This window comes from Deinococcus maricopensis DSM 21211, from assembly GCF_000186385.1.
GTDB classification, from domain to species: Bacteria; Deinococcota; Deinococci; order Deinococcales; family Deinococcaceae; genus Deinococcus_B; species Deinococcus_B maricopensis.
In genome coordinates this window covers 3062333-3084304 of record NC_014958.1, presented here as the reverse complement: position 1 = coordinate 3084304, position 21972 = coordinate 3062333, and the positions used below count along the sequence as shown (strand labels likewise).

24 protein-coding genes are annotated in these 21972 nt (G+C 71.6%); 16 read left to right on the top strand and 8 right to left on the bottom strand.

The window, feature by feature from the left end; all coding sequences use genetic code 11:
- The first annotated feature begins 5 nt into the window (after nt 1-5).
- The 3 genes from DEIMA_RS14585 to DEIMA_RS14575 all read left to right on the top strand — a co-directional run bounded on the left by DEIMA_RS14585 (nt 6) and on the right by DEIMA_RS14575 (nt 2893).
- A complete protein-coding gene (locus DEIMA_RS14585) occupies nt 6-584 on the top strand; it encodes a LabA-like NYN domain-containing protein (protein ID WP_013558041.1) in 579 nt (192 codons plus the stop codon).
- Nucleotides 584-1594 (top strand): phosphate acyltransferase PlsX, encoded by a 1011-nt coding sequence (gene plsX / locus DEIMA_RS14580; RefSeq protein WP_013558040.1) that lies wholly within the window; start codon nt 584-586, stop codon nt 1592-1594. Before DEIMA_RS14585 ends, plsX begins: the two co-directional genes overlap by 1 nt.
- A 108-nt stretch (nt 1595-1702) precedes the next feature.
- Complete coding sequence (locus tag DEIMA_RS14575) at nt 1703-2893, top strand: mechanosensitive ion channel family protein (protein ID WP_013558039.1); 1191 nt, start codon at nt 1703-1705, stop codon at nt 2891-2893.
- A 51-nt stretch (nt 2894-2944) separates the two neighbouring features.
- Here the strand turns inward: DEIMA_RS14575 and ftsH are convergent, their stop codons facing one another.
- Nucleotides 2945-4816, bottom strand: coding sequence for an ATP-dependent zinc metalloprotease FtsH (gene ftsH, locus DEIMA_RS14570; protein WP_013558038.1), 1872 nt, complete (start codon nt 4814-4816; stop codon nt 2945-2947).
- A 125-nt stretch (nt 4817-4941) separates the two neighbouring features.
- On the opposite strand from ftsH, the gene DEIMA_RS14565 reads away from it, so the two are divergent.
- The 4 genes from DEIMA_RS14565 to DEIMA_RS14550 all read left to right on the top strand — a co-directional run bounded on the left by DEIMA_RS14565 (nt 4942) and on the right by DEIMA_RS14550 (nt 7251).
- A complete protein-coding gene (locus DEIMA_RS14565; protein ID WP_013558037.1) occupies nt 4942-5433 on the top strand; it encodes a DUF4384 domain-containing protein in 492 nt (163 codons plus the stop codon).
- A gap of 701 nt (nt 5434-6134) precedes the next feature.
- Nucleotides 6135-6473, top strand: a complete 339-nt coding sequence (locus DEIMA_RS14560; RefSeq protein WP_013558036.1) for a nucleotide pyrophosphohydrolase — start codon at nt 6135-6137, stop codon at nt 6471-6473.
- Nucleotides 6470-6994, top strand: coding sequence for a YfiT family bacillithiol transferase (locus tag DEIMA_RS14555; protein ID WP_013558035.1), 525 nt, complete (start codon nt 6470-6472; stop codon nt 6992-6994). Before DEIMA_RS14560 ends, DEIMA_RS14555 begins: the two co-directional genes overlap by 4 nt.
- Nucleotides 6991-7251 carry a hypothetical protein gene (locus DEIMA_RS14550; protein ID WP_013558034.1) on the top strand — a complete coding sequence of 87 codons (261 nt, stop codon included), beginning with the start codon at nt 6991-6993 and terminating at the stop codon, nt 7249-7251. Before DEIMA_RS14555 ends, DEIMA_RS14550 begins: the two co-directional genes overlap by 4 nt.
- An 11-nt stretch (nt 7252-7262) precedes the next feature.
- Here the strand turns inward: DEIMA_RS14550 and DEIMA_RS14545 are convergent, their stop codons facing one another.
- The gene (locus tag DEIMA_RS14545; protein WP_013558033.1) at nt 7263-7703 is read right to left on the bottom strand and encodes a (4Fe-4S)-binding protein; all 441 of its coding nucleotides are present in this window, start codon (nt 7701-7703) and stop codon (nt 7263-7265) included.
- Between the two features lie 114 nt (nt 7704-7817).
- Between DEIMA_RS14545 and DEIMA_RS14540 the strand changes: the two genes are divergently transcribed.
- From DEIMA_RS14540 to DEIMA_RS14530, 3 genes are all read left to right on the top strand, one after another.
- A complete protein-coding gene (locus DEIMA_RS14540; RefSeq protein ID WP_013558032.1) occupies nt 7818-8987 on the top strand; it encodes a sensor histidine kinase in 1170 nt (389 codons plus the stop codon).
- A 134-nt stretch (nt 8988-9121) separates the two neighbouring features.
- A complete protein-coding gene (locus tag DEIMA_RS14535; protein WP_013558031.1) occupies nt 9122-10525 on the top strand; it encodes an RtcB family protein in 1404 nt (467 codons plus the stop codon).
- Nucleotides 10526-10605: 80 nt separating this feature from the next.
- Nucleotides 10606-11562 carry a C45 family autoproteolytic acyltransferase/hydrolase gene (locus tag DEIMA_RS14530; protein WP_013558030.1) on the top strand — a complete coding sequence of 319 codons (957 nt, stop codon included), beginning with the start codon at nt 10606-10608 and terminating at the stop codon, nt 11560-11562.
- A gap of 5 nt (nt 11563-11567) precedes the next feature.
- Here the strand turns inward: DEIMA_RS14530 and DEIMA_RS14525 are convergent, their stop codons facing one another.
- The gene (locus DEIMA_RS14525; RefSeq protein WP_013558029.1) at nt 11568-11951 is read right to left on the bottom strand and encodes a cupin domain-containing protein; all 384 of its coding nucleotides are present in this window, start codon (nt 11949-11951) and stop codon (nt 11568-11570) included.
- A gap of 355 nt (nt 11952-12306) precedes the next feature.
- Between DEIMA_RS14525 and DEIMA_RS18885 the strand changes: the two genes are divergently transcribed.
- A complete protein-coding gene (locus DEIMA_RS18885) occupies nt 12307-12993 on the top strand; it encodes a pyrophosphohydrolase domain-containing protein (protein WP_013558028.1) in 687 nt (228 codons plus the stop codon).
- A 56-nt stretch (nt 12994-13049) separates the two neighbouring features.
- On the opposite strand, the gene ychF is transcribed toward DEIMA_RS18885, so the two are convergent.
- Nucleotides 13050-14147 (bottom strand): redox-regulated ATPase YchF, encoded by a 1098-nt coding sequence (ychF, locus tag DEIMA_RS14515; protein WP_013558027.1) that lies wholly within the window; start codon nt 14145-14147, stop codon nt 13050-13052.
- 131 nt (nt 14148-14278) lie between these two features.
- Between ychF and DEIMA_RS17075 the strand changes: the two genes are divergently transcribed.
- From DEIMA_RS17075 to DEIMA_RS14500, 3 genes are read left to right on the top strand one after another with little or no spacing between them, the layout of a single operon-like run.
- Nucleotides 14279-15325 (top strand): GGDEF domain-containing protein, encoded by a 1047-nt coding sequence (locus DEIMA_RS17075; protein WP_013558026.1) that lies wholly within the window; start codon nt 14279-14281, stop codon nt 15323-15325.
- 51 nt (nt 15326-15376) lie between these two features.
- Nucleotides 15377-16447, top strand: a complete 1071-nt coding sequence (locus tag DEIMA_RS14505; protein WP_013558025.1) for a type III polyketide synthase — start codon at nt 15377-15379, stop codon at nt 16445-16447.
- 32 nt (nt 16448-16479) lie between these two features.
- Entirely contained in the window at nt 16480-16995 is a 516-nt protein-coding gene (locus DEIMA_RS14500; RefSeq protein ID WP_013558024.1) for an isoprenylcysteine carboxyl methyltransferase family protein, read from the top strand.
- A gap of 53 nt (nt 16996-17048) precedes the next feature.
- Here the strand turns inward: DEIMA_RS14500 and DEIMA_RS14495 are convergent, their stop codons facing one another.
- Nucleotides 17049-17558 (bottom strand): hypothetical protein, encoded by a 510-nt coding sequence (locus DEIMA_RS14495; RefSeq protein ID WP_013558023.1) that lies wholly within the window; start codon nt 17556-17558, stop codon nt 17049-17051.
- A 77-nt stretch (nt 17559-17635) separates the two neighbouring features.
- On the opposite strand from DEIMA_RS14495, the gene DEIMA_RS14490 reads away from it, so the two are divergent.
- Both DEIMA_RS14490 and DEIMA_RS14485 read left to right on the top strand, forming a co-directional pair.
- Nucleotides 17636-18793, top strand: a complete 1158-nt coding sequence (locus DEIMA_RS14490) for an MFS transporter (protein ID WP_013558022.1) — start codon at nt 17636-17638, stop codon at nt 18791-18793.
- Nucleotides 18794-18983: 190 nt separating this feature from the next.
- Nucleotides 18984-19340, top strand: a complete 357-nt coding sequence (locus DEIMA_RS14485; RefSeq protein WP_013558021.1) for a hypothetical protein — start codon at nt 18984-18986, stop codon at nt 19338-19340.
- Nucleotides 19341-19388: 48 nt separating this feature from the next.
- Here the strand turns inward: DEIMA_RS14485 and DEIMA_RS14480 are convergent, their stop codons facing one another.
- The 3 genes from DEIMA_RS14480 to DEIMA_RS14470 all read right to left on the bottom strand — a co-directional run bounded on the left by DEIMA_RS14480 (nt 19389) and on the right by DEIMA_RS14470 (nt 21810).
- Nucleotides 19389-20750, bottom strand: a complete 1362-nt coding sequence (locus DEIMA_RS14480; protein ID WP_013558020.1) for an MFS transporter — start codon at nt 20748-20750, stop codon at nt 19389-19391.
- On the bottom strand, nt 20747-21046 hold the full coding sequence (locus DEIMA_RS14475) for a GNAT family N-acetyltransferase (protein ID WP_043816804.1): 300 nt from the start codon (nt 21044-21046) through the stop codon (nt 20747-20749). The genes DEIMA_RS14480 and DEIMA_RS14475 overlap by 4 nt, the downstream gene beginning before the upstream one ends.
- A gap of 203 nt (nt 21047-21249) precedes the next feature.
- Nucleotides 21250-21810, bottom strand: a complete 561-nt coding sequence (locus tag DEIMA_RS14470) for a hypothetical protein (protein ID WP_013558018.1) — start codon at nt 21808-21810, stop codon at nt 21250-21252.
- Nucleotides 21811-21972 lie beyond the last annotated feature (162 nt).

Genomic DNA, 21972 nt, shown 5'->3' with positions numbered 1-21972 from the left:
GCATCATGGAACGCATCGGACTGTTTATTGACGGCGCCAACGTCTACGCCGCCGCGAAACGCCTCGGCTGGAACTTCGACCACCGCAAGATCCTCGAGCACTTCGCCGGCTACGGGCGGCTGTACAACGCCTTCTACTACACTGCCGTGCCCACCCCCGTGGACGACAAGCAGAAGCGCTTCATCGACGCGCTCACGTACATGGGCTACACCGTGCGCACCAAGATGCTGCGCGAAAACACCGACGAGCACGGCGACACGCACCGCCGCGCGAACCTCGACATCCTGCTCGTCACGGACCTGCTCGCCACCGCCGACCTGTACGACACCGCCATCCTGCTCACCGGCGACGGCGACTTCGAGCGGCCCGTCGAGGTGCTGCGCGCCAAAGGCAAACGCGTGATCGTCGCGAGCATCCCCGAGATGACCAGTTACGAACTGCGCAACGCCGCCGACGCGTACGTGGACTTTAAGGACATCCGCGGCGACGTGGAACGCCCCGGCTACCGCCTGCCCAGCGAAGGGCGCGGCGGGGAAACCCGACCGTTCTACGTGAACGCCGCCCTCGACGAAGACGACCGCTGATGACCGCCACCCCGCTGCCCATCGCGCTCGACGCCCTCGCCGGTGACGTCGGCGCCGCCCCGAACGTCGAGGGCGCCATTCAGGCGGCCCGCGCCGGCGTGAGCGTCACCCTCGTCGGAGACCGCACGAAACTGCACGCCGCCCTTGCCAGCCACGACATCACGGGCCTGCCGATCACCGTCGAGGACGCCCCGGACCTGATCGGCATGGACGAACACGCCAGCGATGTGCGCGGCCGCAAGGACGCCAGCATCAACGTCGCCACGCGCCTCGTCAAGGAAGGCCGCGCGGCCGCGGCGGTCAGCCTCGGGCACAGCGGCGCCACCATGGCGTCCGCGCTGCTCACGCTCGGGCGCCTGCCCGGCGTGGACCGCCCCGCCATCCTCACGCACATCCCCACCGCGCGCGGCTTCGGCGCGATGCTCGACGTCGGCGCGAACGCCGACGTGAAAGCCGCGTACCTCGTGCAGTGGGCGCGCCTCGCCACCACGTACCTGCGCGTCGTGGAAGACCGCCAGAGCCCCACCGTCGGCCTGCTCAGCATCGGCGAGGAGGACCACAAGGGCAACGCCCTGGTTCTCGAAGCGCACCCGCTGCTGCGCGCCGCCACCGACCTGAACTTCCACGGCAACATCGAGGGGCGCGACGTCATGCAGGGCACCACCGACATCGTCGTCACCGACGGATTCACCGGCAACATCGTCCTGAAACTCGCCGAGGGCGAAGCGAAAGTGCTGTTCGGCTGGATCCGCGAAGCGCTCACCAGCACCATGCAGGCGAAACTGGGCGCGCTGCTGGTGCGCGGCGCCCTGCGCGGCATCGCGGACCGCCTCGACCCCAGCACGTACGGCGCGAGCATCCTGCTGGGCGTGCGCGGCCTCGCGTTCATCGGGCACGGCAGCGGCGACGCCCGCGCCGTGAAGAACGCCCTGCTGCGCGCCCACCGCGCCCATCAGGCGCAGCTACTGCAGCGCCTCGACGCGGAACTGCGCGCCGCCCCCAGCACCTGAACCCCACCCGCGCGCCGCGCCGTGAGGGGCGCGGCGCGTTCCCATACCGCGCTCACTCGCGCATGACACCCTTGGGCGCATGCGCCCCCGCGCGCCTCGGAGGACCCCATGATGGACACCATACGTGCAGCGCTCGCCACGCCCGGTACATGGGTGCTGCTGGCCCTGCACACCGTACTGATTCTCGGCTTGTGGCGCTTCGGCGTGTGGCTCACCCACATCCTCGACCGGCACCTGCACCCGCGGCTGCTGCGCGTCCTGCGCGTCACGTGGACCGTCTTTATGACGTACGCACTGCTCGCCGTGCTCACGCACCTGCTCCGCCTCGACATCGAGCCGCTCTACACGCACGGCGAGGCGCTCGGCACGTGGTTCCGCGCGTCCGTCGGACAGATGCTCACGGTCGTCATCCTCGCCGTGCTCGCCTGGCACCTCGTGAGCGCCGCCACGAACCGCATCGTCCCCAGCGAGGAATTCAACCGCCGCACCGTCCGCATCCAGACCCTCAAGGGGGTCGTTGAGAGTTCGCTGCGCATCAGCATCATCATCATCGCGGGCATCACGATCCTGCAGAACGTCGGCGTGAACGCCAGCACGCTCCTCGCGGGCGTGAGCGTCCTCGGGCTCGCGGTCGGTTTCGGCGCGCAGAGCCTCATCAAGGACGTCTTCAACGGCTTTTTCATCCTGCTTGAGGACCAGTACGGCGTGGGCGACGTCATCACCGTGAACGCCGGCACGCTCAGCGGCAGCGTGGAACGCCTGAACCTGCGCGTCACGGTCCTGCGCGCCCTGGACGGCACGGTGCACATCATCCCGAACGGGCAGATTCAGACGGTCAGCGTCAGCAGCAAGGACTGGTCCCGCGTCGTCGCCCTCGTGACAGTCGCGTACCAGGCGGACGTGGACGCCGCGCTCCGCGTCATGGAGCGCGTGTCGAACGAACTGTACGCCGACCCGGACTACTGCGAGGTGTTCCTGGAGGCGCCGGAACTGCACGGCGTCACGCGGCTCGCGCCGGACGGTGTGGAACTGCGCGCCCTGTTCAAGGTCCTGCCGAAAGCGCAGTGGGCGCTCGGGCGGGAATTCAACCGCCGCATCAAGCTCGCCATGGACGCCGCCAGCATCGAGATTCCGTTCCCGCAGCGGACCATCACGTTCAGCGGCGACCCCATCGAGGTGCACATGAAGCACCCGCGCGACCCCGAGACGCGCGCGACGTCCGCGGACCCCCAGCGGCCCGCACCACTGAAGCCCGGCGGGTCACGCGACCCCGAAGACGACGACGAGCCGCAACCCTGACGGCGCGCCGCCCAGCACGCAGGAGGTCCGGGATCGCCCCGGGCCTCCTGCTCATGCGGGCGCGATCTGCCCGCCGAGCGGGGGCGGCTCATCCACCTGCCCGCCGTCCAACAGCGTCGCGAACTCCGCGCCGCTGAGCGTCTCCCGGCGCAGCAGCACCTCCACCGCGCCGTGCACGCGCGCCAGGTGCGTGCGCAGCAGGTCCAGCACCCGCGCGTACTGCGCCTCCAGCAGGTGCGACACCTCCTCGTCCACGACGCGCGCCGTGTCCTGACTCACCTGCGACGACACCGAACCGCCCCCCAGGTACCCTTCCTGCTCCTGCGCGAGCGCCACCTTCCCGACGCGCGCACTCATGCCCCATTCGGTGATCATGCGCCGCGCGACGCCCGTGGCCTGCTGGAAGTCGTTTTGCGCGCCCGTCGTGACCTCCCCGAACACGACCTCCTCCGCGGCCCGCCCGGCGAGCGCCACGGCGATCATGTCCTCCAGCGCCTCGCGCGGGTAATGCACGCGGTCCTCCGGCAGGGGCAGCATGTACCCCGCGGCGCGCCCGCGCGGCACGACCGTCAACTTGTGCACGCGGTTCGCGTGCGGCAGCAACTGCGCGGCCAGCGCGTGCCCCACCTCGTGGTACGCCGTCACGCGGCGGTCCTCCTCCGGGATGACCATGCTGCGCCGCTCCGGACCCATCAGGACGCGGTCGGCGGCCTCATCGATGTCCGCCATCAGGATGGTTTCGCGGCCGTTGCGGGCGGCCTGAAGGGCGGCTTCGTTGAGGAGGTTTTCGAGGTCGGCGCCGACCATGCCGGGGGTGCGGCGGGCGACGAGGGCGAGGTCGACGGTGGGGTCCAGGGGTTTTTTGCGGGCGTGGATCTTGAGGATCATCTCGCGGCCGCGCACGTCCGGGGCGTCCACCACCACCTGCCGGTCGAAGCGGCCGGGGCGCAGCAGCGCCGCGTCGAGCACGTCGGGGCGGTTGGTGGCGGCCAGCACGATCACGTCATGGGTGGTGCCGAAGCCGTCCATTTCGACGAGCAGCTGGTTGAGGGTCTGCTCGCGTTCGTCGTTGCCGCCGTTGAGGCCGGTGCCGCGCTTGCGGCCCACCGCGTCGATCTCGTCGATGAAGACGATGCAGGGGGTCTGCTTCTTGGCCTGCTCGAACAGGTCACGGACGCGCGCGGCGCCGACACCGACGAACATCTCGACGAAGTCGCTGCCGCTGATGCTGAAGTACGGCACGCCCGCTTCGCCGGCGACGGCCTTGGCGAGCAGGGTCTTGCCGCTGCCGGGCGGGCCGACCAGCAGCAACCCGTGAGGGATGCGCGCGCCCAGCTGGTGGTAGCGTTCCGGGTGCCGCAGGAAGTCCACCACTTCGGTCAGGTCGGTTTTCGCTTCGTCACAGCCGGCCACGTCCGCGAACGTCAGCTTCACCTGCCCTTCCCGCACCACCGTCGCCCGTGACCGCCCGAAGCTGTTCGCGCCGTTCGCGTTGTTCCCGCCGCGCACGCTGCGCCACACCAGCACCAGAATCAGCACCGTCAGTACCAGCGGCAGCACCTGCACCACCCACCCCAGCGGCGCCGGGCCCCCCACGACGCGGACCGTCACGCCCGCATCCCGCAGGCGCCGCAGCGTCTCCGCCGACGGCGGCAGCACGACGTTCCGGGTGCGGACCTCGCCGCGCAACGTCACGTTCGCGTTGCCGTTCCCGTCCAGCGTCACCTGCGTGACGTGCCCGTCCGCGAGGTCCGTCAGGAACGCCGACGCACTGTACGCCTGCGGGAGCGCCGCTACGGCCGTCGACGCGACCGGCTCGCTCACCGGCGCCGCCTGCGCCGCACCCGCACTCGCGACGGCCCCGCCCACCACGCCGGCCAGCAGCGCCACGCGCGCCGCAGCCCACACCCTGCTCCGCTTCATACCCGGACTGTACCCCGCACGCGCCCGACCATCCGCGCGGGGCGTGACAATCCCCACCAGGACCGTGACGGTTTCCTCAGCTGCCCTTCAGAGTCCCGTCAGGGTTGCGCCCGTATGCTGCCAGCATGAAACAGGTCCTGCTGCTCGGCACGCTCGCCCTCGGGCTCAGCGCGTGCACCATCAACGTCCGCCCGAACCTCGGCCTGGCCACCTCCAGCGCGAACCTCATCACGGACATCCGCCCCGACCGCGGCGAAGGCAGCACCTACGCCATCGGCGAGCGCCTGCGCCTGCGCGTCCAAACCCGCGCCGCCGGGTACCTCACGCTCGTCAGCCTCGACCCGAACGGCAACGGCAACGTCCTGATCCGCAACGCGTACGTGCCCGCCGGCACCACCACCTTCCCCCGACCCACCGACGCCTTCACGTTCGACGTGGCGCCCCCGCGCGGCCTGCAACGCGTCCGCGCCATCTTTACGCGCAGCGCCCCCAGCACCCAACTGGTCTTCAACGGCACGTACGACCAGGGCCGCTGGAACAGCGTCACACAGGCGTACGTCGAGCCGTACAGCGCCCAGGACCGCGACATTCAGGAAACCTTCTTCTACATTCGCTGACCCCCGCAAGTTCAGAGGGGGGCCGCGTCACGCACGCGGCCCCCCTCGTCAACGCGTGACGCGGCCCGCCGCAGGCCCCACTGTGAGCGTCCCGGCTGTGCGCGCCATGAGCGCCGCGCGTGGTGCCGTGAGCCACGTCCCCGACAGCACCTGCGCGAAGGGGCGCCGTAACCGCTGCCCCTTCGTACCCCGCAACACTGGCCCAGGCGCACCCGACCTCTCAGCCTTGGATACGCGCGCCCTCTGCTCCACAAGCGCCGCCGCATCTGCGTTATCCACCAGCCCCCGCTCCGCGCGCACCGCATCCAACGCGCCCGTTGCGCACGGCAGGGTCGCCTCCGCCTGATGGTCCATGGACCACCCATCCGTTCGGCCCCCCGAGCGCCGTGACGCGACAGTATCCGGGCGCGGCCCCCCAGTACATCAGGGTGTGGGTCTCAGGCTTCACGCCGGCCATCATGCGGCCCATCACTAAGAGCCTGCGGATAAAACGGTCGGCGGCGTCAAAATGGACTGTTGTTGACGCTGACGCTCCAAAACGCTGCGCGTGTTGTCCTCAAGCTCTAAATGACGGCATGGTCGGGGACGATCCCAGTGGCTCTCCTGTGCCGTGACACAGCACGCCACTGCGCCCTGTCTGCAGTGGCGTGCGTCTGCCTCGTGCGCCGCGTAGTATGCCTGCGTGCCGTACGCTGGGGCGCATGAGCCTCACCTTTCAGGACGCCAGCGCCCGCGTGGACGCGTACATCAGCCAGTTCAAGGAAGGTTACTTCCCGCCGCTGCTGATGCTCGCCCGTCTCACCGAGGAGGTGGGCGAGATCGCCCGCGTCATCGCACACGAGAACGGCAAGACGCCCAAACCCGGTGAGGACGCCGGTGACCTCGAAATGGAACTCGCGGACCTGATGTTCGTGATGCTGTGCATGGCGAACGAACGCGGCCTGAACCTCGAACGGGGCTTCGAGCGCATGATGAGCAAGATCGAGCGGCGTGACGCGGACCGCTGGACCCGCAAGGACACCGAAGGGCAGGACGCATGACGGACGAGCGCTACCCCATCGGCCCGGCCCCGCACGGGTCGCCCCCCACGCCCGCCGAGCGCGCCGTACTGATCGCCGCGCTGCGCGCCCTGCCTGGCGAGTTCCGCGCGGCCCTCAACGGCCTCACGGACGCGCAGCTGAACACCCCGTACCGTGACGGCGGCTGGACGCTGCGGCAACTCGCGCACCACGTGCCCGACAGCCACCTGAATGCCTACATCCGCATGAAGCTCGCCCTCACCGAGGACGCGCCGGTCATCAAACCCTACGACGAGGGCGCGTGGGCGGCGCTGCCCGACAGCCACGGCGACATTCGGGTGTCCCTGGCGCTGCTGGACGCTCTGCACGCTCGCTGGGCGACCCTGCTGGACGGCCTGACGGACGCGCAGTGGACGCGGGCGTTCGTGCACCCCGACGCGCCCGCACCCGTGCCGCTCGGCGCGGCCCTGGCCACGTACGTGTGGCACGGGCGGCACCATACCGCGCACGTCACGCGGTGGCGCGCGCGGACCGGCGCGTGACGCCCGGCCACCCGCGCCTGCTGCTCGCTGCGGGCGTAGCGGCGCTCGGCACGCTGGTCCTGCTGCTGTTCGCCGCGCGCACTCCCGAGGCGCCGGGGCCGGCCGGCTGGTTGCTCCGCTGGGGGCTGCCCATGACGGGCGCGCTGCTCGCCGCGGCCGCTTTGGCGCAGTGGAGTGGCGACCGCCGCGCCCGGCTGCTGCTGGCCGCCGCTGCTTTGCCCCTCCTGGCGCACGTTGCTGCGCGCATGGCAGCCTGACGCCACCGCGTTCAGCTGTCGCTGCGCCAGCCGACCTTCGCGTGTGTCCCGTCGCAAAACGGCTTGTTCCCGGACTGCCCGCAGCGGCACAGCGTCGCGCGCGTGTCCCGCACCTCCCCGAGCGCCGTCATGATGCGCAGGTCCCCGCGCACCACCAGCGCCCCATCCGGGAACGGCGTGACCGTCGTGATCGCGTCCGGCACCTCTGCGGGCACGCCGGGCGCGTCCGCCGCGTACTGCAGCGCGCCGCTCGGGCAGGACCGCACGACCTCCGCGAGTTCCGCCGCGCCCGCCAGGTCCGCGCGAATCCACGGGCGGCGCGCCGGGTCGAACACCAGCGGCAGCGCCGCCACGCAGCGCGCGGCATGGATGCACCGCTGCCCATCGAAGTACACCGTGATGCCCGGCGCGGGGTACGCCTTCCCGGGCGGCGTGGACGCCTGATCGCTCATGCGCGCAGTCTACGCCCTGCGCCCTTGTGACGCAGGCTGGTTTATCAACGTCATTTATGCTCGTCTTAAGCGCCTGAGTGTCCCGCACGGCAGCATGAAGGTCGGAGAGCGACCATGACGGCACACGACCACCCCCCGCACCCCACGATGAGCGCCTTGATGCACGCGGCCACCGCCACGGCCTTCGACGCGCTCACGGCGCAGGCCGCCGTGCTGGATGAACGCGGCGTGATCGTCCACGCCAACCCCGCCTGGACGGCGTTCATGGCCGCGCACCAGCACCCCTGCGACGTCGGCGTGAACCTCATGGAAGTCAGCGCCCGCGGAGACGGCCCGTGCGGCGCGGACGGCGCGCGCCTCGCTGCTGCTCTGCAGACCCTCCTGCGCGGGGACCACCCCGCCGTCGACCTCGAATACCCCTGCACTGACGACCGCTGGCTCGCCCTGCACGCCCGGACGTTTCACGTGCAGAACGAGGCCTACGTGCTGGTCGTGCAGGAGGACGCCACCAGCCAGCACCTCGCCGACGCGCGCCAGCAGGCCATCGACGAGGAGGTCCGCCGCGCCGTCCGCGACCGCACCAGCGACCTCCGCGAGGAGAACAGCGACCTGAACGCCTTCATCGGCGCCGTCTCCCACGACCTCAAGACGCCCGTGCGGCACATTCACGGCTTCCTCGGGCAGCTGCGCCGCCGACTCGGCGAGGTCGGTGCGGAAGAGGCCCGCCTGCTCGGCATCCTTGACCACGCCACGAACCGCCTCGACGGCATGATCGACGAACTCCTCGCACTCGCGCGCGTTGCCAGCACCCCGCTGCACTTCACGCCCGTGAACCTCAACGACACCGTCCACGCTGCGCGCGCCGCCGTGCATGTCGACGCCGAGGGCCGCGACGTGCACTGGGAGATCGGCCCGCTGCCGGTCATCCACGGCGACCCGCACCTGCTGGAACTCGCGTTCACGAACCTGCTCTCGAACGCGCTGAAGTACACCGCCCGCCGCCCCCGCACGCACATCCGCGTCGCTGCGGAACGTCAGGGTGACGAGCTGCACGTCAGCGTCCGCGACAACGGCGTGGGGTTCCCGCCTGAACAGGCGACGCGGCTGTTCGGGGCGTTCCAGCGGCTGCACGCCGAACGCGACTTCCCCGGCATCGGCATGGGCCTCGCGAACGTGAAACGCATCGTGGAACGCCACGAGGGGCGCGTGTGGGCGGACAGCGAACCCGGTGCGGGCGCCACCTTCACCGTCGCGTTCCCCGCTCCACCCGAAGGCCCTGCGTGAAGCGCGGGGCCTCCGCCACTCGGCGGAGGCCGCCTGCGCCATTGTGCCCCTGCACGCGCCCCCCTCACCTGCCACACTGACGAGGGCCGCGCCCCGCGCGTCCTGGCGCCCACCGCGCCCGAAAGGAGCCCCCCATGAACGGCAAGCACGTCACCAAACTCGGGTTCGAGAAGCAGGCGGTCGGCCTCGCGCTCAGCGCCGCGCACGACCGTGAAGCGCGCGGTGTCAGCCGCAGCGCCATCCTTCAGGAACTCCGCGACGTGCAGGCCGACCCGGACGCCTACCTGCACGACGCCACCTACGCCCCCCTCGCCTCGCACCTCCGTGCGCAGGCCCGCGAAGCGCACGCCCGCCGCGGCACCGCACTGCGCACCGAGCCGCTTCCGTACGACGTGTGGGGCGCGCATCTGATCGACACGGCCGCGCGCATGCAGATGGACACCGCCATGCGCCTCCCCATCAGCCGCGCCGGCGCGCTGATGCCCGACGCGCACGTCGGGTACGGCCTGCCCATCGGCGGGGTGCTCGCCACCGAAGACGCCGTCATCCCGTACGGCGTCGGCGTGGACATCGGCTGCAGCATGATGCTCAGCGTCCTGCCCATCCAGCACGGCGCCGTGAAGACCGACGAGGCCGTCAGCCTGCTCAAACGCCACACCCGCTTCGGCGCCGGCGTCGGCTTTGAACGCAAAGCGTGGCGCGGCCACCCCGTCCTTGACGAGCGCACCTGGCAGGAACAGGGTCTGCTCCGCCACCTGCACGGCAAAGCCAGTGACCAGATCGGCACCAGCGGCAGCGGCAACCACTTCGTGGAGTTCGGCACGTTCACGCTCGACCAGGCGGACCTGGGCCTCGAACCGGGCACGTACCTCGCCGTCCTGTCGCACAGCGGCTCGCGCGGCTTCGGCGCGCAGGTCGCCGGGCACTACACCCGCGTGGCCGAGCAGCTGCACCGTCACCTCGAAGGGCCCGCCAAGAAACTCGCGTGGCTACCGCTCGACAGCGACGACGGCCAGGGGTACTGGCAGGCCATGAACCTCGCCGGTCGCTACGCCCTCGCGAACCACGACCTGATTCACGCGCGCCTCAGCGAAGCCCTCGGCGTGAAACCCCTCGCGCAGATCAGCAACAGCCACAACCTCGCCTGGAAGCAGCACGTGAACGGCCAGGAACTCATCGTGCACCGCAAGGGTGCTACGCCCGCCGCCGCCGGACAGCTCGGCCTGATTCCCGGCAGCATGGCCGACCCGGGCTTCGTCGTGCGCGGTAAGGGTCACGCCGCCGCGCTCGAAAGCGCTTCGCACGGCGCGGGTCGACAGCTCGGCCGCAAAGCCGCGCAGGCGCAGGTCCCGAAGCGCGACGTGCAGGCGTACCTGCAGGACCGTGGCGTCACCCTGATCGGCGGCGGCATCGACGAAGCGCCCCAGGCGTACAAACGCATTGAGGACGTCATCCGCGAGCAACGTGACCTCGTGGACGTCGTGGGCCGCTTCGACCCGAAAGTCGTGCGCATGGACACCGGCAACGAAGACATCTGAGTCCACAGGTGCCGGCCACCGGGCTTCACGCGTCCGGCGGCCGGCACCTGCGGCGCCCCCGCCCGAACCCGAGCCCAGCCATGCCCACCCTGCCCGAACTGCACGTACAACTGAACGACCCGCCCGAACGCCGCTGGGCCCTCACCGACCCGCAGGCCGCGCAGGCCCACGACCTGATCCGCCTTTACCAGGCGGACTTCGGCGGGCCCACCGCCACCCGCGCCCTCGCCACGCAGGCCCTTCTGCTCGTCCCGCCTGCGCACCTCCGGGAACTGCAGGCGCTCGCGGCGCGCCTCGGCGTGCCCGTCGAGGACGCAGTGTTCGCCAACGTGTACTACGACGTCGTCAAGGCCGCCCTGGGCTACACGGCGTTCGCGGTGCCCACGCCCGACGGCCCGCTCTACGCCCGCAACCTCGACTGGTGGACCGAGCACGGCGCGCTCGCCCGCCACACCACCCTCACGCGGTACTTCCACGGTGACCGCCTGCACTTCACGAGCGTCGGCTGGCCGGGCTTCACCGGCGTCCTGTCCGGCGTGGCACCCGGACGTTTCGCCATCACCCTGAACGCCGTGCTCAGCGACGAGCCGCCGCGGGCGGGCCTGCCCGTCACGCTGTTCCTGCGCGACGTTCTGGAACACGCCACGACGTTCCGGGAAGCCGTGCACCTGTGCCGAACCACGCCGCTCCTCGCGGACTGCCTGCTGCTGATCACCGGCGTGAACAACGACGAGCGGCTCGTCATCGAATGCACCCCCACCCGGCACGCCACCCGCACCGCGCCCACAGGGCCGCTGGTCGTGGCGAACGACTACCAGCAGCTCCACGCCGCGCCGCCGGCCTCGCCGGACGCGCTGCACGCCTCCTCCGGCGGGCGGTACGCCTGCGCCCTCGCGCTGGCCCGCGAACACCACCCCCAGGAGGCCGACGCCTGCCTGCGCATCCTCACGAATCCGGGCGTCCGCATGGGCATCACCGTGCAGCACATGGTCCTGAACGCCCGCTCCGGCGCCGTCACGGTGCGGCCCCCCACCTGAGCCGCTCAGGTGGGGGGCGAGTCCAGGCGTTCCAGCTGCGTCAGGGTCCGCTCGTTCACGTCCGCGCCCGTGTTCACGGTGCTGGCCGGCTCGAACAGCATCACCCACGCGTCCCCGTCCTCCGCGACCGGGCAGTGGCGCACCCCGCGCGGCACCACCACGAACTCCCCGGCGCGCACCACGCGCTCCCCTTCCTCCAATCGCAGTCGCAGCATCCCGCGCACCACCAGGAACAGCTCATCTTCCTCCGCGTGCGCATGCCACACGAACGCCCCGCGGAACACCGCCAGTTTCACGTGCTGCCCGTTCAGCTCCCCCGCGATCACCGGCGTCCACGGCTGCGTGATGCGCGCGAACGCCGCCTCCAGGTTCACAACAGGCGGAATCACACGCGGCCTCGGGCGCGCACGCGCAGACAGCAGAACACACGAGAAGGGGAGAGCGTCATGCCCCTGCATACCACGCGCGCAGGTGGGCCATCTGGCGTACCACGAACCTAAAGACACCCTGGGGTTTGGCGCATGAAGTCCTGACGTTCGCGCGGCATACTTTTTTTCGGCGAGCGAACGTTGCCGCTGCCGGAGGGAGACGCCCACCTCCGAAATAACGGGCGCGCGAGCGGGACCCCTTTCGGGGACAGTTGGCCGCAGGCTGGTTCGAGCCCAGTCGCCCGCACCACACCACTACACGGGGCGCCCACCAGGGTGCCCCACTCCTGGTTTGGGGCGCGGTAGCTTGAAGGACGTGAGCAACTTCGAACGCGTCCGCGCCTTCCACGTCGCCGTGAACGCGCACCACCCCCAGCAGCCGACCACGCCGGACGCCGCGCGGCTCGCGCTGCGGCGTACCCTGATTCAGGAAGAATTCGCGGAAGTGCAGGCGGAACTCGACCGCGTGGACGCCCACGTGCGGGCAGGGGAGAGCGCGGACCTCGCGCCGCTCGCGCATGAACTCGCGGACCTGCTGTACGTCACGTACGGCGCCCTCGACGCGCTCGGCGTGAACGCCGACGCCGTGTTCGCGGAGGTGCACCGCGCGAACATGCACAAGACCACCGGCCCGAAACGCGCGGACGGCAAGCAGCTCAAACCCGAAGGCTGGACGCCCGCGAACGTCCGCGGCGTCCTGAACAGCCGCGTGCACCACCCGGCCGCCGAGCGGGGCGCGCAGGGCGTGCCGGCGAACGCGGAAACCTCCGGTGAGGACGCGGACCGCGCGGTCCTGCGCGAGAAGCTCGTGCAGGCCGCGCGTGAGGTGCAGCGCGCCGAGCCCGGCGCCCTCGCGGGTGAACTCGCGGGCCTGCTCGACGCCGCCGACGCCCTCATGCGCGCCGAGGCGCTCCCCCCAGCCGAAGTGCACGCCGCCCGTGCGCACCAGCCACCCGAACCGGGCGCGTCCGGCGCGCGGTTCACGCGGCGCCAGACAGAGTGACCTGATCAAGCAGGAAGGCCGGAGCGCTCGTGCTCCGGCCTTCCTCGTGACCTTCGTTAGACGTTGAACAGGACGTTCATGATGTCGCCGTCCTTCATCACGTACTCCTTGCCTTCGGTGCGCACCCAGCCTTTCGCCTTCGCGCCGGTCCAGCCGCCCGCCTCGACCATCTTGTCCCAGTCGATCACTTCCGCGCGGATGAACCCACGCTCCAGGTCGCTGTGAATCTCGCCGGCCGCCTGCGGCGCCTTCGCGCCCTGACGGACCGTCCACGCGCGCACCTCCTTCTCGCCGCTCGTGATGAACGTGATCAGGCCCAGCGTTGCGTACCCGACGCGCACCAGCTTGTTCAGGCCGCTCTCCTCGATGCCAAGGTCCGCGAGGAACGCCGCCGCGTCCTCCTCGGGCATCTCCGCGAGTTCCCCTTCGATCTGCGCGCTGATCTTCACGACCTGCGCGCCCTCCGTCGCCGCGTGCGCGCGAATGGCCTGCACCAGGTCGTTGTCGTCGGTCAGGTCGTCCTCACCGACGTTCGCGACGTAGATCACCGGCTTGTTCGTGAGCAGCCCGAAGTCCTTCGGGATGGCCATCTCGCCCTGGTACTCGCGGGCAGGGCGGCCCTCACCGAGAATCGCGATGAGCTCCTCGGCGAGCTTCAGCAGTTCCGCGTCGTCCTTGTTGCCCTTCGCGCTCTTCTTGAGGCGGTCCGCTCGGCGCTCCACCGTCGCGAGGTCCGACAGGATCAGCTCCGTGTTGATCGTCTCGATGTCGCTCACCGGGTCGACCTTGCCGGCCACGTGCACGACGTTCGGGTCCTGGAACGCGCGCACCACGTGCGCGATGGCGTCCACCTCGCGGATGTTCGCGAGGAACTGGTTGCCGAGGCCTTCACCCTTGCTCGCGCCGCGCACCAGGCCCGCGATGTCCACGAACTCCACGTACGTCGGGATGATGGGCGGCACGCGCTCCCCCTTCGTGAACACGCGGCTTAGCGCTTCGAGGCGCTCGTCCGGGACGGTCACGCGCCCGGTGTTCGGTTCGATGGTCGCGAACGGGTAGTTCGCCGCGAGCGCGCCCGCGCGCGTGATGGCGTTAAAGAGCGTGGACTTCCCGACGTTCGGGAGGCCGACAATCCCAATCTGCAAGTTCCCCATGTGCCTTCTCCTTCCGCCCGAGCCGCAGCTCCAGAGCGCAACCTCCACAGTGTAACGGCTGCGCGCGCACCACGTCCCACCCACCCTTCCGGGGGTACGCGCCCCCCCGACCGAATCGGGTACCGTGAAGCATGAACCTCGCGGTACCCCCCGACCGCGCCGTGCCCGTGGACGCGCTCAAGCGCCGCGTGTACACGGTGGCGATCATCGCGGGCCTCATCGCCACCGCCTTGCCCGCCGTGCTGCAAGGCCCCGAGCGGCTCGCCACGCCCCCCGGCGGGTCCTCGCCCGCGTTCTCGCTCGCGGCGTGCGCCGCCCTGCTGCTGCTGGTGAACATCCACCGCGTGCCGCTGCGCCTGATTGAGCGGACCCTGCTGGTCATCGCGACGTCCGCGTTCGCCCTGCAGGTGCTGCACGCCGTGCGGCACGCCGCCCCGCCCGACGCCACGCTGCACTTCGCCGTCATCAGCCTCAGCGTCACGGCGTTCGTGACGCTCCGCGCCCGGCACGCGGCGCTGTACGCCGCCGCGCTGTACACCGCCGTGCTCGTGGCGCTCGCCGCGCACCCGCCCGGCAACCTCACGCTCCCCATGCAGACCGGCGGCATCCTCACGCTCGTCGCCACACTCGGCGTGTACAGCGAACGCCTCGCGCGCACCCGCGCCGAGGCGCGCACCCTGTGGGACCTCGCGCACACCGACCCGCTCACCGGCCTGCACAACCGCCGCGCCGTCTACCCGCACCTCGACGCGCACCTGACGGGCAGCGCCCCGTGCGCGCTGCTGCTCCTCGACCTCGACCACTTCAAACGCGTGAACGACGAGTACGGCCACCACACCGGCGACCTCGCGCTGCAGCACGTCGCGCGCGTCCTCGCGGACCACGTCCGCCCGCAGGACGTGGTGGCTCGCTGGGGCGGCGAGGAATTCCTGATCCTGCTGCCCGGCATGAACGCCGCAGACGCCGCGGACGCCGCGCACCGCCTGTGCCGCGCCGTCCGCGACGCCCGCGCCGACGACGTTCCCCCCCTGACCATCAGCATCGGCGTGGCCCTCGCCGCGCCCGGCGACACCCCCACCACCTGGACGTGCCGCGCCGACACCCACCTGTACCGCGCCAAACAGAACGGCCGCGACCGCGCCGAAGTGGAACGCCACCCGCACCTGCGCGTGTCCTGACCGGCCGCTCCGCTGCTTCCCGCACGGTTCCGCGCGGCCCCGCTCCATAGAATGCCCGTCATGACGACCCCCGCCGGGCGCACGCCCATCGTTCGCGCGCTCGTGACCGGCACCCCGCCGCACCGCACGCCCCAGACGGCCATCCGCGAGGCCGCCCGCACCCTGTTCCCCCGCATGAGCCAGCGGCAGCAGATGCTAGACGTGTTCACGAACGCGAACATCGACACGCGCTTCCTCGCGCGGCCCCTCGATTGGTACCTGGAGCCGCACGACTTCGCGGACAAGAACGCCGTGTACGTGCAGGAAACCCTCGCGCTCAGCGAGCGCCTCACCCTCGGCGCGCTGCAACAGGCGAACGTCGCCCCCGCCGACGTGGACGCCGTCGTGTTCGTCAGCAGCACCGGCATCAGCACGCCCAGCCTCGACGCGACCCTCATGAACCGCCTCGGCCTGAACCCGCACGCCGTGCGGCTTCCCCTGTGGGGCCTCGGGTGTGCCGGCGGCGCCGCCGGCCTCGCGCGCGCCGCCGACCTCGTCCGCGCCGGCTTCCAGCGCGTCCTGCTGCTCGCCGTGGAACTGTGTAGCCTCACGCTCGTCCGCAACGACGAGAGCAAAAGCAACTTCGTCGGCACCGGCCTGTTCGCGGACGGCGGCGCCGCGCTGCTGCTCACGCCAGACGACGGCGCGGGCGGCCTCGCGCGCCTGCACGGCGCGCGCAGCACTCTGATTCCCGACAGCGAGGACATCATGGGCTGGGACGTCGTCGGCGACGGCCTCAAGGTCCGCTTCAGCCGCGACATTCCCACGCTGGTGCGCCGCATGATGCGCGACAACGCCGACGAGGCCCTGCGCGCCGCCGGCTGGACGCGCGACGACGCGGCCGTGTTCGTCGTGCACCCCGGCGGCACCAAAGTCATCGCCGCGTACGAGGACGCCCTGAGCCTCCCGCCGGGCGCGCTCGACGCGAGCCGCGAGACGCTGCGCGGCTACGGCAACATGAGCAGCGCCACCGTCCTGTTCGTCCTGCAGGAAACGCTGCGGCGCGGCGCGCACGGCCGCGGCCTCCTGAGCGCCATGGGGCCCGGCTTCAGCGCCGAACACGTCCTGATCGAGTTGCCCTGAAGGGCGCGGCGGCGGGCCGTACACTGGGCGGCATGCGCGCCCGCACCCTCGCTCCCCTGCTCGTCGCCGCCCTCATCCTGCAGCGCCTCGCGGAACTGCGCGTCGCCCGCGCGAACGAAGCGTGGGCCCGCGCGAACGGCGCCGTCGAGCACGGCGCCGAGCACTACCCCCTGTTCTTCGTGCTACACCCCGCGTGGCTGCTCAGTCTCCTGCTCGAAGGGCGCCGCGCCCGCGGGCCCGTGCAGGTCCTTCCGCTGCTGCTCCTGCTGCTCGCGCAGCCCCTGCGGTACTGGGTGATCCGCACGCTCGGGCGCTTCTGGAACACCCGCATCCTGATCATTCCCGGCGGGCACCGCGTGACGAGCGGGCCATTCCGGTACCTGAAGCACCCGAACTACACCGTCGTCGCGCTCGAAATGGCCAGCGCGCCCCTCGCGGTGGGCGCGTGGCGCACCGCCCTCGCCTTCAGCGTCCTGAACGCCGCGCTGCTGCTGCTCGTGCGCCTGCCTGCCGAGGAGCGCGCCCTGCAGGCGTACCGCACCCCCTGAACCCGCGCCGGTAGAGCGCGCCCCGGGGTTACCGGCGCGCGCTCCTGCCGGGGTTACGCCTGCCCGTCCTGCGGGAAACGCCGTTCGAAAATCAACCCGGCGGGCGTCACCGCCAGCTGCTCCAACGCCACCACCGACACGCCCTGCAACGCCAGCCGGGCCCGCCCGCCCGCCGTGGTGACGTCCACCGCCGCCGCCACCCGCACCGACGTGAACCCCGCCCGGAACAGCGCCACCGCCAACGCGAACTCCTCGGCCGCGTCCGTCAGGTACGCGCTCGCCACGGTCACGCGCGCGTCCGCACGCACCCCCCGGATTTCCGGCAGGCGCCACTCCCCGCGCGCGTCCACTTCCGCCGCGAACGCCGGCACGCCCCAGCGCGCCGCGAGCGCCTGCGCGAACGCCCGCGCGTCCGGCAGCGCCACCACCACATCGTGCGCGCTCACGCGCGCCGCCACCTCGTCCGCCGCATCCGCCCACACAACGGCGGGCGCGGCGTACAGGGCGTCGAGCATCGCTTCGTCCGAAGGAAGCGCCTCGCCGAGCCACGCATGCAGGTCCATACGTCAGCTTACCCACAAACCCGCGCGTGCGGCGCACCACCATGATGGGTGGTAGACGCGTGTTACGGTGCGCGGGTATGCAGGTCGCCCGAACCGCGCACAGCGCCGCCGCCATCGCCCTGACCGTCACCGCCGGGCACTTCATGAACGACGCCTACGGCGCCCTGCTCACCCCCCTCGGGCCGGACCTGCAGGCGCAGTACGGCGTGACCATCGCGTCCGTCACGCTGCTCGCCAGCGTCTTCTCGCTGACCAGCAGCGTCCTCCAGCCGCTGCTCGGCATCATCGGCGAACGCTTCGACCGGCGCATCATGGCCGCCGCCGGACCCGCCCTCACCGGCCTCGGCCTCACCCTCGTCGGGTACGCGCCCGCCTTCGCGCTGCTGATCCTGCTCGTCGGCGCCGCCGGGTTCGGCAGCGGCTTCTTCCACCCTGCCGGCGCCGCGTACATCGCCCGCTACAGCCCCGTGCAGAAACGCGGGCTGTGGGCCAGCCTGTTCAGCGCGGGCGGCACGGCCGGCATGGCCCTCGGGCCGGTGTTCGCCAGCGTCGGTCTCGCGCACCTCCCGATCTTCGCGCCGCTCGGCCTCATCATCGCGGTGGCCACGTACATGATCGCGCCCAGCGACCCGCCCAGCAGCAAACGCCCCAGCGCCCGCGAGTACGCCGCGATCTTCCGCGGCCCGATGGTCACGCTGTGGGCCATGGCGGTCCTGCGGTCCCTCGCCAGCATGGGCTACAACGCCATGCTGCCGTTCATCCTGGTCGCGCGCGGCTTCGGGAAGCCCGAAGTCGCCATCACCCTCGCGATCTTCAGCGTCGCGTCCGCAGTGGGCGGCATCGTCGGCGGGCGCCTCAGCGACAAACGCGGCCGCACGCCCATCCTGCGCGGCGCGATCCTCGGCACCATCCCGCTGTTCGCGCTGCTGATCCTGTCCACGCCCGCGAACTGGTGGTTCTACCCGCTCACGTTCCTGGTGGGCGCCACCGTCAACGCCAGCATCCCGGTCGGCGTGGTCGCCGCGCAGGAGTACGCGCCGAACCACGTGGCCGTGGCGAGCAGCATCATGATGGGCTTCTCGTGGGGCTTCGCGGGCCTGCTGGTGTTCCTCGTGGGGCTCCTCGCGGACGCGACCACGCCCGTCACGGCCGCGCTCGCCAGCCTGAGCCTGCTGGTGCCCAGCGCGTACCTCGCGCACCGCCTGCCCGAACCGCCCAAGCAGCAGTTCCAGTAACCGGCCCTGCGCGGCCCGGCCCCTGGTCAGGCCGCGCAGACGCCGGAACCGCCCAGCGAACCACACCCCGAGCGGCCGGGCCGTCCTCCCTTCGGATGAGCGACTTTCGGCGGTTTGGGCGCCACGCGCGCCCGCCTAAGCTCCTGTCGAGTCCCGCGCGAACCCGCGCGGGCCGGAAAAGGAGTTCAACATGCGCACCGCCCTGACCCTCACCCTTGCCGCCCTGCTCGCCCTCCCTGCCGCCCACGCCCAGGCCACCGAATCCGCGCCGCGCCCCGTCACGGTCAGCGAAGTGAACGCGTTCCTCAGCGGCCTCGACACCCCCGAGCCCACCCGCCGCGCCCTCAACGGCGACGCCGCCGCGCTGCGCACCGAACTGCTCGCGCGAGGCTACACCTGGATGCGGGCCGACACCTACCGGCAACCCGGCGACACGCAGGTGTACTACCACGCCAAAAGCAACCGCACCGCGTACGTCATCCAGGCGGACGGCGTGATCCTCAAGGGCGCGTTCGGGCAGCCCAGCATCCTGTTCCGCTACGAGTAACCCCGCACCAGGACGCGGCGGCCCCACCCGAGGCCGCCGCGTCCACCTTCATGCGCTCACCGTGCTGGCGGGCGCGCGCAGACGACCCGTGACCGCCACGCCCAGCGCCGCCGCGCACGCGCACACCGCGAACAGCACCGCCACGCCCACATGCACGCCGAGCGCCGCGACGAACGCGCCGCCCAGCCCCGCGCCGATGGCGCTGCCCAGCACGTCCGCGGTCTGCAGCGTGCCGCTCACCTGCCCCTCCTGTCCGTCCGGCGCGTGCCGGAACACCACCAGCGTGTGCGCCTGGAACGCCAGGCCCATGCCGGCGCCCCCCAGCGCCCACGCGGCGCCCGCCACCCACGCGGGCGCCGTCAGCGTGAGCGCCAGCGCCGTCAGCGTAAGGCTCAGCAGCACCGCGCTCACCCCCACGCGCGCGACGAGCGCCCGGTGCACGCCCGCGGTCCGCTCATCGAACCGCGCCTGCAGCATCGAGCAGGCGCTCCACGACAACGCCGACCCCGTCAACGCCAGCCCGGCCGCCGTGGGCGTCAGCAGCTTCAGGCTCTGCAGCGCGAGCGGCACGAACGCCTCCGCGCCGAAAAACCCGAACGTCAGCAGGAACCGCGTGACGTACCCCGCGCTCAGCGGCGTCCGCGTCCGCAGCACCCCCGGCGGGAACAACGCCCGCAGCGCCGGCACCGCCAGGGCCACGCCCGGGAGCGCCAGCGCGAGCCGCGCAGCCCACGCGCCCGCCGTGAAGCCCGCCAGGGTCAACGTCACCCCCAGCGCCGCGAGCAGTGCCCAGCCGAGCCGCGCGCGGTCCAGTGGCGTGCCCGCCGCGCCCACCTGCCCCATCGGGCGGGCCGTCAGCAGCGCCACGAGCGCCGCGAGCGGCAGCAACCCGAGAAACACCGCCCGCCACGACACCTGCTCCGCCAGCACCGCGCCCACGAACGGCCCGATCAGGGCCGGCAGCACCCACGCGCTCGACAGCATCGCGAGCATGCGCGCCCGCAGCGCGTCCGGCAGCGCCCGGTTGATGGCGAGGTACGCCACGGCGACCACCCCACCCCCACCCAGGCCCTGCAGCGCGCGTCCCGCAATGAACGCCGGCATGTTCGGCGCGCACCCCGCCACCAGCAGTCCCAGGGCGAACAGCGTGAGCGCCGCGAGGAGCGGCGCCCTCGGGCCGTACCGGTCCCCCGCCCCGCCCAGCGCGAGCGTACCCAGCATGAACCCCATGAAGAACGCGCTGAACGACCACCCGTACAGGCGCAGCCCCTGCAGGTCCCGCGCGACGCTCGGCAGGACCGTCGCCACCGCCATGCTCTCGAACGCGATGAGCAACACCCCCAGCAGCAGCCCGCCCGTCAGGGCGCGGCGCTCCGGGCTGAACAGGCCGTCCGTGGCGGGAGCGGTCACGGGCCGAGCGCCTCGTCGGCCGCCTGCGCGAACGCCCCCTCGATCCCCTTGCCGCGCCACCCAGCGTCGAGCACCAGGGTGCGGGCCCACGCGCCGCCCCCATCACGCTCCGCGAGCAGGCAGCCGATCACGCGGCCGCCCGCCACGGCCACCCAGCAGGCCACGTCCGGCCCGAGCTGCCCGAGCCGGCCCGGCAGGGTCGCGTCCGGCGCGAGGCGATGCAGCGCCCCACTGACGGCGGCGCTGGGCGGGGCGGGCAGGCGACTCACGCGGACACGGGCAGGCAGAGCAGACACGCCGCCCAATGTATCGCCTGAACGTCAAGCGCAGGCGCGGGGGAGGCCAGCCCGGCACCCGCCCGCCCACCCATGGGCGGAGCGGAACAGCACGGCCTGAGCGGTCACGAGCCCACACGGCCCTGGCCTCCACAACGAAACGGTCGACCGGCGCCCTGCGCGCGGCGGAACCCATGGACGCCGCGGTGGCGCCGTTGTTCAGTTCAGGGCCTGGAGCTCCTCTTCCAGCGCCTCAAACAGGGCTGACTTGGCTCGCTGACCAGCGCAGCGATGAACGCGCCGCCCGCCTGACGCGCCTGGTCTTTCGGCGTGTTCGCCCCGGCCTTCCTGACGCGGCGGTACTCCTGCGAAACCACCTCGCGGAGGATGGTTCTCTCCGCGAACAACGGCCTGGGGCTCGGGCGCCGAGGCGGATTGGAGATCGCCCGCCCAGGCGGCCCTTCAGGCGGAGACCCCAGGGTGCGCTGACGGGAAGACAGCCAGCTGGACGCCTGAAAAGCGAGCAAGGAAAGCGCCAGCACCGAGATGGACGGCGCCCCGCTCCCCAGATCCACCAGGAGGAACACCGCACCCGCGAACAGCAGAATCATCCAGAAGGACATCAGGCGCGCATCCTGGAAGGGGAGGCTGAGCTGCCCCCGAGCGTTCACGCCGTCACGCTGACGCCAGACGCCCATCATTCGGCTCAGGAACACGCTGAAGGCCAGCAGCCCGAGGAAGATCAAGGCGTGAACCGGGCCGATGGCAGTCGTGTGCGGCTCCATCCCCAGAAGCCTAAGGCGCCGCCGGAGTCCCGAGAGGTGCCCTTCAAGAACGCCTGAGGCCAGCGTCTTCGTTGGCCGCCCTGTCTGCGGGAGCGGAGCATGCTGCGCGCGGTCACCGCCGGCCAGATGACGCCGCGGTGTTCGGAGCCGACGGTGGAGCGT